Origin of the sequence: Cohaesibacter marisflavi (genome assembly GCF_963665895.2) — a bacterium.
GTDB lineage: Bacteria > Pseudomonadota > Alphaproteobacteria > Rhizobiales > Cohaesibacteraceae > Cohaesibacter > Cohaesibacter marisflavi.
The window spans coordinates 856105-867436 of sequence record NZ_OY762534.1 but is presented as its reverse complement, the minus strand read 5'-3'; the positions used below and the strand labels follow the sequence as shown (position 1 = coordinate 867436).

Genomic DNA, 11332 nt, shown 5'->3' with positions numbered 1-11332 from the left:
ATGATCAAGCGTGTTCATTTTCCTTCTTCCCCCCTGCCATACCTTCTGGTAGCGCCCCAGATTGCCATTACGATCGTCTTTTTCATCTGGCCTGCCGGACAGGCGATGTATCAGTCATTCCTGATTGAAGACGCCTTTGGCTTTGGCCGTGAATTTGTCTGGTTCGAGAATTTTGAAATCCTATTTGAAGATCCGATCTATGCTGATGTCTTCATCCGTACCATCTTCTTCTCGGTCATGGTTGCCGCGCTTTCCATGTTCCTCTCCCTGATTCTTGCCGGCTTTGCAGATCGGGTGGTCAAAGGCGCCACAATCTACAGAACACTGCTGATCTGGCCTTATGCCGTTGCTCCCGTTTTGGCCGGTGCTCTTTGGGTTTTCATGTTCAACCCGTCCGTCGGCATCATCGCCTATTGGCTGGATCTGATCGGGGTCGACTGGAACCATTTTCTCAATGGCGGCCAGGCCATGGCTCTGATTGTCTTTGCAGCCAGCTGGAAGCAGATTGCCTATAACTTCCTGTTCTATCTGGCAGCGATGCAAGCCATTCCGAAATCCATGATCGAGGCCGCAGCCATTGATGGCGCAGGCCCGGCCAAGCGCTTTTGGACTATCATTTTTCCGCTGGTCTCCCCGACCACATTTTTCCTGCTCGTCATCAACATCGTCTATGCCTTCTTTGACACATTCGGCATCATTCACGCCGTAACCGAAGGCGGCCCGGCAGGCTCCACCGTAACGCTCGTCTACAAGGTCTATAGCGATGGCTTTATCGGACTTGATCTGGGCGGCTCGGCAGCGCAGTCCGTGATCCTGATGGCCATGGTTATCGGCCTCACGGTCATCCAGTTCCGTTATGTCGAGAGAAGGGTTGATTACTAATGGTTGAGAACCGTCCCTTTTTCGATACGCTCACGCATATCATTCTGATCCTGGGCGTTATCCTTATCGCTTTCCCGATCTGGATAACCTTCGTTGCCGCGACACACGATCTGGCCCGCATGTCGCAGGCGCCTATCCCTATTTGGCCGGGCTCGCACTTTTTCGATAATCTCAAGCTGGCCCTTGAAGGCAAGGTCGTCTCTGGTGTCGACATGCTCCCCGTCTGGAAAATGATGTTCAACTCGCTCATCATGGCCCTGATGATCGCTATCGGCAAAATCATCATTTCCATCCTTTCGGCCTACGCCATCGTCTATTTCGACTTTCCATTCCGCATGGGCTTCTTCTGGATGATTTTCATCACGCTGATGCTCCCCGTCGAGGTGCGTATCTTACCAACTTTCGAGGTGGTTGCCTCTCTGGGCATGCTCAACAGCTATCTGGGCCTCACCGTGCCTCTCATCGCCTCGGCAACTGCGACCTTCATGTTCAGGCAGGTATTTCTGACCATTCCTGACGAAATGCTAGAGAGCGCCCGCATAGATGGGGCAGGCCCTGTGCGCTTCTTCTTTGACATGCTGTTGCCGCTCTCGCGCACCAACATTGCAGCCCTGTTCGTCATTCTCTTCATCTATGGCTGGAACCAATATATGTGGCCGCTTCTGATCACAACGGATTCCTCGCTCTCAACGGTCGTTGTCAGCATCAAGGAAATGCTCGACTCCGCCGAGCGCACGCCGGAATGGAACACCATCATGATGACAGCACTGCTGGCCATGCTGCCCCCCATTCTGGTGATCGTCAGCATGCAGAAGCTCTTCGTCAAAGGCTTGACGGAAACGGATAAATAACGGGATCTACAGGTTAAATCATGTCCAATATTTCTCTTGATTATGTACGCAAATCCTACGGTCCCAGCGAAGTCATTCACGGGATCAGCGGCTCCATCCAACAGGGTGAATTCGTCGTCATCGTTGGCCCTTCTGGCTGTGGCAAATCCACCCTGCTGCGCATGATTGCGGGGCTGGAGAGCATTACCGGCGGCGAGATCCAGATTGGCAAACGCGTCGTCAACAAGCTCGAACCGGCACAACGCAATATCGCCATGGTTTTTCAGAATTATGCGCTCTATCCCCATATGAGCGTGTTCGACAACATGTCCTACGGGCTGAAGATCAGAAAAGTGCCAAAAGAGGAAATTCGCCGTCGCGTGGAAGAGACAGCCGAAATTCTTGAGTTAACGCCATATCTCAAGCGCTCCCCCCGCCAGCTTTCCGGCGGTCAGCGCCAGCGCGTTGCCATGGGACGCGCCATCGTGCGCGAGCCGGATGTCTTCCTGTTTGACGAACCGCTTTCCAACCTCGATGCCAAATTGCGTGTCCAAATGCGGCTGGAGATCAAGAAACTGCAAGAGCGGCTCGGCATAACATCGGTCTATGTCACCCATGATCAGGTGGAAGCCATGACGCTGGGCCATCGGCTGATGGTGCTCAATGCAGGGTCTGTTGAACAGTTCGGCACACCGATCGATCTTTATGACAAACCGGCAACCCTGTTTGTGGCCACCTTCATCGGCTCACCGGCTATGAATATTCTCAATGGCACAGTTAGCGAGGACGCCTCCTCTATCACACTGCCTGAGGGGGAAATCATTCCGCTGGGCATACGCCTCAACGCGCAGGCAGGAGCATCGGTCAAGCTCGGTATGCGGCCGGAGCATATTCGTCTTGCCACCAACGGCAACGCCCTATTCTCTCTTAAATCCGATGTCATCGAGGAGCTGGGAGCCGACACGATCATTCATGCCGACTTTGGCAAAGCCACCAACAGTATGGCCGTTCGGCTGGATGGCATCCACCGCGTGAGCAGCGGAACAAAATTCAGCTTTGCAATCGACCCGGAAAACCTGCATGTATTCGATCCGGAAAGCGGAAAGCGCATCAACTAGATCAAGAGGAATTCAATGCCAAATACACAATCGCGCTTGCAAGTCCGCGTGATCGACATTCATGGTCATCGCGGAGCAAGGGGGCTTTTCCCCGAAAATACGCTTGAAGGCTATGCCTACGCCCTTTCCACGGGCATCCGGACGCTGGAGCTGGATATACAACTGACTGCCGACGACATTCTGGTGGCAACCCATGACTTCACGCTTTCGACCGCGCAGACCAGAAACAGCGAGGGCCAATGGCTAACCGGCACCGGACCGGAATCCATTACGCTGACGGCGGCAGAGCTGAAAAGCTATGACATCGGCGGCTTGAAGGCAGGCAGCCCCTATGGCGCAAAATTCCCCGATCAGGCTTTCCTTGACGGGGTAACAATCCCGACTCTTAAAGAGATAATGGTCTTTTGCAGCGATTATGAAACCAGCTCGGGCACAGGCAGCATCACGCTCAACATCGAGGTCAAATCAGACCCGACCCGTCCGGGCCACACGGACAGAGCGGAAAAGACCGTCGATATCCTTCTGGCCCTCATCAAGAAGCACGCCTACGCCGACAAGGTGATCATCCAGTCCTTTGATTGGGCCATTCTTGATTTCGTACGAGACAAGGCACCCCACTTAAAGCGCTCTTATCTGACCATAGCCGCCCACAATGGAGAGCATGCCACCATCTACAAGGGCTCCCCATGGCTTGGTAAAACCCAATGCCTTTCAGATGATGAAACGATCCCTGCGCTCATCAAGAAAGCAGGCGGCAACAATTGGTCGAGCCTATATAAGGATCTCGACGAGCAAGCCGTGTCCGAAGCCAGAGCCCTCGGCATCGGCCTTTATGTCTGGACGGTCAATGAGACAGAAGACATCGACAGGATGATCGATCTGGGCGTTGACGCCATCATCTCGGACTATCCGTCCAGAGTACAACGACGCCTTATGGCCCACCAAATGCATTGGATAGGCGGTTGTTAGATCGCAAAGATCAGGAGCGCAGAGGGCTTTGGCCGACTTGTGCTTCCTGTCAAGCGCGGCATCGACGCCTATATTCACTCGGCGTCACGCCCACTTCCTTCTTGAACACCTTGGCAAAATAATTGATATCGTTGAAGGACAAGTCCAGCGCGATATTCATGATCGGCAAATCGCTACCCTCAAGCATCTCTTTCGCGTGATGAATGCGCCGTTGCTTGACATAGGCAACGAAGGTGTCTCCCATCGACTTCTTGAACAGGCGCGAGAAATAGCACGGACTGACGCTGGCGCAGTTGGCGGCATCTTCCAGCGTAATCTCCTTATTCAGATTGCGCTCGATATAATTCAACACATTCTGCATGCGCTCCGGTGACCGGCCGAAATGTTCTTCTGTCATCTGGAACAGGGCATCGACTATCTGGCAGAATAGTCCATGTATTCGGTTTCGACTGCGCGCGTCCAACCGTTCCTTTCGCAAATTGGCAATTTGCTCCAGAAGATCGTCTGGCATCTCGACCTTGCGCTTTTCGGAAAGGGCCAGAAGTTCATCGGAAAAGTCCAGAATAGCCTGGCGCGGGGCTTCGCCCTTGCGCGCATAAATAGCTTCAAGATGCTTGCGTACCAGTGAGAGACAATCCCTATAGGCGCGCTGTTCCAGCAGTGTCCAGATCTGATCGGCAATCTCGTTGTGCGTGCGACTTGCTCCCAAATCTCCCAGACACGCATTAACAACGCCGAGCAACTCATCTGTTTTTACTGGCTTTAGCAGAAAGCTATCCGCCTTGAGATGGATCGCTTTCTGCATGATTTCGAAATAGTCATAGGCAGTGAGAATAACGACCTTGGTCTTCATATTCTTCTGCCGCAGCGACTGGATGATTTCCAGTCCGTTGGGCTTGGGGATGTTGATGTCGACAAGGATGAGGTCAATCGCGTTATTGTTGATGAGGTCCATGGCCTCAACACCATTGCGTGCCTCACCAACAATATTGATGCCGTCAATCTTGTTGCTCAGAATTGTACGCAGCGCACGCCGCTCCAATTCCTCATCTTCCACGATAGCAACATCATACATGTTTCATTCTCCTCAACCGCCCCTCGGAAAACCGCGAGCCTATTTCATCTGGAACGCACACGGGTCGAACTCAAGCGGTAGCCTGATGCGCACAAGCGTTCCTTTTCCCTGCCGATAGGGGCTAACAATCTCAAGAGCATATTCTTCACCGAAGAAATGCTGCAAGCGACTGCCGACATTGAAAATACCAATGCTCTTGCGGTTTCCGTGTTCGGATTCCCCTTTGAGCACCGATTGCTTGCGCTTCTGAGAGATACCTTCCCCATTATCCTCGACATCGACAATCAGATCCTGCGCATCCGAATAGGCGTTGATCTTGATGAAGCCGCCACTCTCACGCGGCTCGACTGCATAGTTGATGCAGTTCTCGACGATGGGCTGCAGGATCATGAAGGGGCACAGCACTTCATTGAATTCCTCGGGCACGTCAAGAGACACGTCAAACCGGTCACCCAACCGCAGCTTTTGAAGATAGAGATAGTTCTTCACATGCTCCACTTCAGTCCCCAAAGGTGCAAACTGGTTCCCGCTCTTCTTCAGGATATAACGCATCATGTCAGCAAAGGCGTGAACGGTCTTTTCCGTCTCGCCCGCATCTTCAATGAGTGCCAATCGTGAAATCGTATTGAGGACATTGAACAGGAAATGCGGATTGACCTGATAGGACAAGGCCTGCAGCTCCGCCTCGCGCAATGAACGCTCCAGCTCGGCCCGCTTCTTGGATTCCTCCATCAACCGCATATTCTTGACATAAAGCTCCTGAGAAACCGTATTGGAGTAGCTTTCTTCTGCCAGATGCGACGCGATGTTGAGCAACGAATAGGCCGCACTCTTCAGCCGGTCATAGGGCAACTGCCAAGCGCCTTCATGCAGCTCGACCAATTGCTTGTCCACGTCCCAGGAATCCCCGGATGCGAACAGATTGGACATGTCTTCCAGATCCGCTCCTTCGTGCAGATCCGTCAGGTGTACCTGCCCACCGACAACGGCACCAAGATACTGATCTTTCATGATGATAGGCGCGGCAAAATCCACCAGCCCACAATGACATTTATAGATAGATGGCTCGCCGGTTGAAAGCGCAATACGCCCCCCGACGGCATCACAGTGAAAACACCGTTCGCGCAATTTGTCCATTTTGCGAACTGTATTGCAAAAAGGAGTAAAACCACTTGGCTGAGTAACGGGAACCCCGTCAGGATCGACAATAACAATTGCAACACCAACAGCTGCGCTAAAATCGTCCTGAACCTTCTGCAGTACCTCCACACTGATCAGATCAGACAATTTCTTGCGAGCTATATGCGCGCCTTTACCATTCTTCCCTGCAGGGTTTTCCTGTCTTCCTCCCCAGCCGATTATCTCCTCATTGGCAGAACCTTCGTAAGATTGCTGCACGTTCCATTCCCTCCCATGGAAACACACCTGTTTCCCTGCCAAAATGGCCATAGGCAGCAGTTTGCTTGTAAATTGGTCGACGCAAATTAAGCGTTTCGATCATCCCAGAAACCGTCAGTGGGAAGAGTTCCTTCACGGCATAGACCAATTTGTCCGGATCGACGACTGATGTGCCGAATGCATTCACATCAACCATCTCAGGCTCTGTCTGCCCAATAGCAAAAGCTAGAGAAACTTCGCATTTCTTTGCTAGGCCAGCAGCCACGATATTCTTCGCGATATAACGGGCATAATAGGCAGCTGACCTATCAACTTTCGTCGGATCTTTGCCAGAGAATGCACCGCCTCCGTGCCTGGCAATTCCGCCGTAAGTATCAACCATCAGCTTGCGTCCGGTCAACCCTGTATCCGCTTTTGGACCGCCTTCCACAAACCGTCCAGTGGGATTTATGTGCACGCGTGTATCTGATTGGATCCACTGCTGCAAATATGGACAAATCACTTGCTCCAACACCCCCCGAACCAACATTTTCTGATCCACTTCAGGGGCGTGCTGAGTCGATACGACAATGCTTCTGACATGTGTTGGCAAACCCTTTTCGTCATAAACGAAGGTCACTTGCGCTTTGCCATCCGGCCGCAGCCAATCCAGCACACCATTGTGGCGCGCATCGGCCAAAGCCTTGGTGAGCTTATGGGCAAAATGGATGGGCGCAGGCATGTAACTAGGCGTTTCATCTGTGGCAAAGCCGTAGAAAACGCCCTGATCCCCCGCCCCCAATTCACCGGCGCGAGAAACCCCTTGCGCGATATCGGGCGACTGCTCACGGAGATCGGTAATCAGAAAGCAATGATCCGCATCAAAACCAAGAGCCGGATCGGTATAGCCGATCTGGCGAATGGTTTCGCGCACGACGGGTTCGACATTCACGCGCTGTCGTGAAGTGATCTCGCCAGCCAGAAACACAGTGTCTCCGGCGGCAACGGTCTCGGCAGCAACACGGGCTTCTCTGTCGACCGTCAGATAGGCATCCAAAATGGCATCCGAAATCTGGTCACATACTTTGTCCGGATGCCCTTCGGTTACCGATTCCGCGCTGACGAGGCTTGTACGCATGGGTTTCTCCTGCCCTTCTTCTTCCCGCTAGTCCTGGCTCAACCACCGATCATGCAATTCAATCCAAGAGACTCGATGACCTTTTTGAGCGGAGGCAAGGCATCCTTGGGAAGATCGGGGGTATCGCCCATTGGGTAGGCCCTGTTAAGCAAACCATACTTATTTTCCCCATAGGAGTGATAGCCCAACAAATGGACTGTCTCCACACCGGGCAACATCTTGGCGAAGTTACCGATATCCGAAATTGCCTGTTCGGTGTCATTGACGCCGGGCACCACTGGAACACGAACGACAACCGACTTGCTGGTCATGGCAGTCCGGATGGCGTTTTCAAGGATGATGCGATTGTCAACGCCGGTGTTGGCCATGTGAACAGCCGGATCAATAGCCTTGATATCAAGCAGCGCATGATCAACATGAGGCATGACGTCAGCAATGATCTCGGGCGTTGTGAAGCCGGTGGTTTCCATTGCCGTATTCCAGCCCTGCTCATGGCAAGCTTTAAGCAGTTCACGGGCAAAATCACTCTGCATCAGCGGTTCGCCGCCGGAAAGCGTGATCCCGCCACCAGATCGGCGATAATGGGTCGCATCCTTGCGCACTTCCTGCAAAACCTGATTGACGGTCATCACTTTGCCCGAACGTGTCAGGGCATCGGTTGGGCACGCCTCGGCACAGGCGCCGCAACGAATGCATTTGTCGCGATCAACAAAGCCCGGATTGTCCCGAGACAATGCCGCGACCGGACAGACCGGAAGGCATTTGCCACAATGAATGCAGCTTGAATCCTTGTAAAAGAGCTCCGGCTTCGGATCCTGGGATTCAGGGTTGCTGCACCAACGACACCGCAACGGACATCCCTTGAGAAAGACAATTGTCCGTACGCCGGGACCATCATGAATTGAGTAGCGCTGGATGTCGAAGACGACACCTTCCTGATCGTAGTTAATTGGGGCCATTTTTCTTTCCCGCCTAGTCCTTTTATGCCTCGATCCCGGTCAGAAGCTGGTTTGTCCTGCAATCTCGATTGACTCCATCGCCGCCTTCACTGCGGAGGTTTCGCCCAGAATTGCCAGTGTCGTTACATGCTGAGGGCATGTGCCATAGATCTCGACGGTGAATACGTCGGCAGCCTTCAAGGCAAGATCGGAGAAGAAAAACAGATCCGTCACACTTGCCTGAATAAGACCGATGGACCCGACACTGTGTTCCTTGACCCATGTGCGGCCATGCGGAGGCATGCGTCGTTGGAGCATCAGCAGCACGTCCGGTTGCGGAGCATTGATGATCCTTGCATTCATTACGCGGTCCCTCCCTCAGATTTCATTCTGATTTTCGCCCTGTTGTTGGGAGCAACAGAGATTTGTTTGGGGTGGCCAGGCGCGAGCGCCTGACCCTTGGAGAGCAGCAAAGGGGATGCCGCTCTATCTCACATTCAGCGATTCAACCATCACGCATCTGCGTTTACGGGCAAAGGCTTTCGGGCCGGTCAGCCCTTCACCGGTCGGTCCGGCAATCGTGAAGGTGGTATAGCCTTCTCCGCCAACGCCGATGCCTGCATAGGATGGGCCATTCTTGACAAAAATGGTCGTCTGGATGAGCTTGGCCATCTTGGTCAGTTTGCGAACATTGGTCGAATGCATCATCGCCGTGTGACGGTTGCCATGTTCGACTTCAACGGCGAAATCGATGGCTTCATCAACATCTGGCACGCGCACCAAGGGCAGGATCGGCATCATCAGCTCTTCCTGAACGAAGACATGCTCCTTGGGCAGATCAATCAGAATGACCTTGATGTCATCGCCAACCTTGATTCCGACCTTGTCGAGCAGATAGACAGCGCTCTTGCCAACACATGAGGTCTGCGGCCCACCCTTTTCGTTGATCACCAGCGCTTCGAGCTTCTTGACCACAGCCGGATCTTCCACCAGATAGGCGCCACATTTGGTCATGCAAGAGATGAGATAGTCCGCAATCTGGTTGACTGCGACGATTTCCTTCTCGGCGATGCATGGCAGATTGTTATCGAAGCTGCAGCCATTGACGATATCAACGGCAGCCTTTTCGATGTCTGCGGTTTCATCGACGACAACCGGCGGATTGCCTGCCCCTGCCCCGATGGCTTTTTTGCCAGTGGACATGACCGTTTTCACTATACCCGGTCCACCGGTAGCGACCAGCATGCGGATTTTGGGATGCTGCATCATGGCATTGGTGTTGTCGATGGAAGGCTCTTGTACCGTCGTGATCAGGTTGGCTGGAGCGCCAAGCGTTGCCAGCTTGCGGTTGATCAGCTTGATGGTCAAAAGGGAAACAACCCGCGCACGCGGATGCGGGCTATAGACCACCGAGTTGCCTGCAGCCAGCATGCCGATGGAATTGCAGATGATGGTCTCTGTCGGGTTGGTCGTCGGTGTGATGGACCCAATAACGCCATAGGCGGAATATTCCACCAGCGTCAAACCGCCATCGCCACTGCATGCTTCCGTCGTCAGGTCTTCGGTACCCGGAGTCTTTTCAGCGGCCAGTCGGTTCTTGATGATCTTGTGTTCATATTTGCCCATACCCGTCTGCTCGGCACCCATATGGGAAATCCGGTCCAGAGTTTCAGGCTCCAGGATCACATCGCGAATGCCATCGATGAAAGACTGACGCTCTTCCATGGAGCAAAAGAGATATTGCTTCTGGGCAAGCGCGGCAGCTTCGACCGCTTCGTCCATGGTAGCAAAGACACCATCACCCAATTCGGTTGCTTCCGCATCGGAAACAGCAATCGATACACACGAAGCGGCAGCCTTTGCAGTTGATGCCGGGGCTTTACCCATCGATTCCGAGAGCACCTTGGCAATCACGCCCGAGACCATGGCATCATCAGATGCAGAGCCCTTGTCCGCACGTTCCCAGCCACATTTGGTCGGGCTTGGAACATAGTCCGGCTTTGCCTTGGCGCCACCGGATTTGCTTTCACCAAGGATTTGGGACACGAGACTGGCCACTTGATCCTCGGCAGGGGTGCTTTTTGCCACCGTTTTATTATTGACCGGAGCGGGAACCACTGGTGCGGCGCTAGCTCCGCCAAAGCTGCTGAGGACTCTCGTCACAGCTTCGGAGATCTGTTGATCGTTCACGGTTTCATCCTTCCTCAGAGACAGGCTCTGGTTTATTCGAAAAAAGGTCTAGAGCGCGTTCGGCAATCTGTACATCCTGATAGGCAGTGCCTCCACTCACTCCAATGGCGCCGATAACCGCGCCATCGCGACAGCATGGAATGCCGCCGCCGAAAATCACGACGCGCCCGCCAATATTGGCCTGCACGCCAAAAAGCATTTCACCGGGCTGGGCCAGCTTGCCCAATTCCTCAGTCGTCATGCGAAAGGTCGCTGCTGTGTGCGCCTTGTCTGTCGCCAGTTGGGCGCTCACCGGCAGCGTGTTCTCCATCCGGTGAAACAGGATCTGCTGTCCATGTGGATCGGCAATCGAAACAGCAATTGGCACACCAATCTCCAAAGCCTTCTTCTGCGCAAGGTCCGCCAGCGTCTTGGCTTCCTTCAAGGTCAGGGTCTGGCTCAGGAGACCAGGGTTCAAGCGCGAGATCTCGCGATTGATCAGTTCCGAAATCTGCTCCCTGTTTTCTGCTGTCAGCATCGACCATGTCCTTACCAGTTATGCTTGGTTTCAACGGTATCCACGATGCCAACAATCGCAGCATCGGTAACTGAATTCTCCAGCGTTGCGGCTTTGCGCGCCGAGCTGTTCTGGGTAACGATCACAATCTCATCGTTACCAGCCCCAACCGTATCGACGGCGATTTCCGTCTCTCCAGTCGGCTCCTGCTTTTCGTTGAGCTTTGCCACAATCAGCAGCTTGGATCCGGACAGGGACATATCCTTGCTGGTGGAAACAACAGTTCCGATGACTTTAGCCAAATACATGGTCCTGACCT

General features: G+C 53.5%; 12 protein-coding genes. 4 read left to right on the top strand and 8 right to left on the bottom strand.

Annotated features, from left to right (window positions below; translation table 11 throughout):
* Genes ugpA through ACKPCT_RS05155 form a run of 4 tightly spaced genes read left to right on the top strand, consistent with a single transcriptional unit; the run spans position 1 to position 3799 of the window.
* Complete coding sequence (ugpA, locus tag ACKPCT_RS05170) at positions 1–882, top strand: sn-glycerol-3-phosphate ABC transporter permease UgpA (RefSeq protein ID WP_319568580.1); 882 nt, start codon at positions 1–3, stop codon at positions 880–882.
* Complete coding sequence (ugpE, locus tag ACKPCT_RS05165; protein WP_090071496.1) at positions 882–1733, top strand: sn-glycerol-3-phosphate ABC transporter permease UgpE; 852 nt, start codon at positions 882–884, stop codon at positions 1731–1733. The genes ugpA and ugpE overlap by 1 nt, the downstream gene beginning before the upstream one ends.
* 20 nt (positions 1734–1753) lie before the next feature.
* The gene (locus ACKPCT_RS05160; protein ID WP_319568579.1) at positions 1754–2830 is read left to right on the top strand and encodes a sn-glycerol-3-phosphate import ATP-binding protein UgpC; all 1077 of its coding nucleotides are present in this window, start codon (positions 1754–1756) and stop codon (positions 2828–2830) included.
* Positions 2831–2845: 15 nt separating this feature from the next.
* Entirely contained in the window at positions 2846–3799 is a 954-nt protein-coding gene (locus tag ACKPCT_RS05155; protein WP_319568578.1) for a glycerophosphodiester phosphodiesterase family protein, read from the top strand.
* 49 nt (positions 3800–3848) lie between these two features.
* Here ACKPCT_RS05155 and ACKPCT_RS05150 read toward each other — a convergent pair whose 3' ends face one another.
* From ACKPCT_RS05150 to ACKPCT_RS05115, 8 genes are all read right to left on the bottom strand, one after another.
* The gene (locus tag ACKPCT_RS05150) at positions 3849–4874 is read right to left on the bottom strand and encodes a response regulator transcription factor (RefSeq protein WP_319568577.1); all 1026 of its coding nucleotides are present in this window, start codon (positions 4872–4874) and stop codon (positions 3849–3851) included.
* 39 nt (positions 4875–4913) lie between these two features.
* Entirely contained in the window at positions 4914–6272 is a 1359-nt protein-coding gene (locus ACKPCT_RS05145) for a sensor histidine kinase (RefSeq protein ID WP_319568576.1), read from the bottom strand.
* Positions 6241–7389 (bottom strand): methionine adenosyltransferase, encoded by a 1149-nt coding sequence (metK, locus tag ACKPCT_RS05140; RefSeq protein WP_319568575.1) that lies wholly within the window; start codon positions 7387–7389, stop codon positions 6241–6243. Before metK ends, ACKPCT_RS05145 begins: the two co-directional genes overlap by 32 nt.
* A gap of 38 nt (positions 7390–7427) precedes the next feature.
* A complete protein-coding gene (locus ACKPCT_RS05135) occupies positions 7428–8348 on the bottom strand; it encodes a glycyl-radical enzyme activating protein (RefSeq protein ID WP_319568574.1) in 921 nt (306 codons plus the stop codon).
* A gap of 39 nt (positions 8349–8387) precedes the next feature.
* Positions 8388–8690, bottom strand: a complete 303-nt coding sequence (locus ACKPCT_RS05130; RefSeq protein ID WP_090071512.1) for a BMC domain-containing protein — start codon at positions 8688–8690, stop codon at positions 8388–8390.
* 123 nt (positions 8691–8813) lie between these two features.
* On the bottom strand, positions 8814–10517 hold the full coding sequence (locus ACKPCT_RS05125; RefSeq protein WP_319568573.1) for an aldehyde dehydrogenase family protein: 1704 nt from the start codon (positions 10515–10517) through the stop codon (positions 8814–8816).
* A gap of 4 nt (positions 10518–10521) precedes the next feature.
* Positions 10522–11034, bottom strand: coding sequence for a GlcG/HbpS family heme-binding protein (locus tag ACKPCT_RS05120; RefSeq protein ID WP_090071514.1), 513 nt, complete (start codon positions 11032–11034; stop codon positions 10522–10524).
* Positions 11035–11045: 11 nt separating this feature from the next.
* Positions 11046–11321 (bottom strand): EutN/CcmL family microcompartment protein, encoded by a 276-nt coding sequence (locus ACKPCT_RS05115; protein WP_090071516.1) that lies wholly within the window; start codon positions 11319–11321, stop codon positions 11046–11048.
* Positions 11322–11332: the final 11 nt, after the last annotated feature.

Coding starts and splice junctions, on each gene's coding strand:
- ugpA (WP_319568580.1), top strand. CDS start 1: ATGATCAAGCGTGTTCATTTTCCTTCTTCCCCCCTGCCATACCTTCTG.
- ugpE (WP_090071496.1), top strand. CDS start 882: ATGGTTGAGAACCGTCCCTTTTTCGATACGCTCACGCATATCATTCTG.
- ACKPCT_RS05160 (WP_319568579.1), top strand. CDS start 1,754: ATGTCCAATATTTCTCTTGATTATGTACGCAAATCCTACGGTCCCAGC.
- ACKPCT_RS05155 (WP_319568578.1), top strand. CDS start 2,846: ATGCCAAATACACAATCGCGCTTGCAAGTCCGCGTGATCGACATTCAT.
- ACKPCT_RS05150 (WP_319568577.1), bottom strand. CDS start 4,874: ATGTATGATGTTGCTATCGTGGAAGATGAGGAATTGGAGCGGCGTGCG.
- metK (WP_319568575.1), bottom strand. CDS start 7,389: ATGCGTACAAGCCTCGTCAGCGCGGAATCGGTAACCGAAGGGCATCCG.
- ACKPCT_RS05135 (WP_319568574.1), bottom strand. CDS start 8,348: ATGGCCCCAATTAACTACGATCAGGAAGGTGTCGTCTTCGACATCCAG.
- ACKPCT_RS05130 (WP_090071512.1), bottom strand. CDS start 8,690: ATGAATGCAAGGATCATCAATGCTCCGCAACCGGACGTGCTGCTGATG.
- ACKPCT_RS05120 (WP_090071514.1), bottom strand. CDS start 11,034: ATGCTGACAGCAGAAAACAGGGAGCAGATTTCGGAACTGATCAATCGC.
- ACKPCT_RS05115 (WP_090071516.1), bottom strand. CDS start 11,321: ATGTATTTGGCTAAAGTCATCGGAACTGTTGTTTCCACCAGCAAGGAT.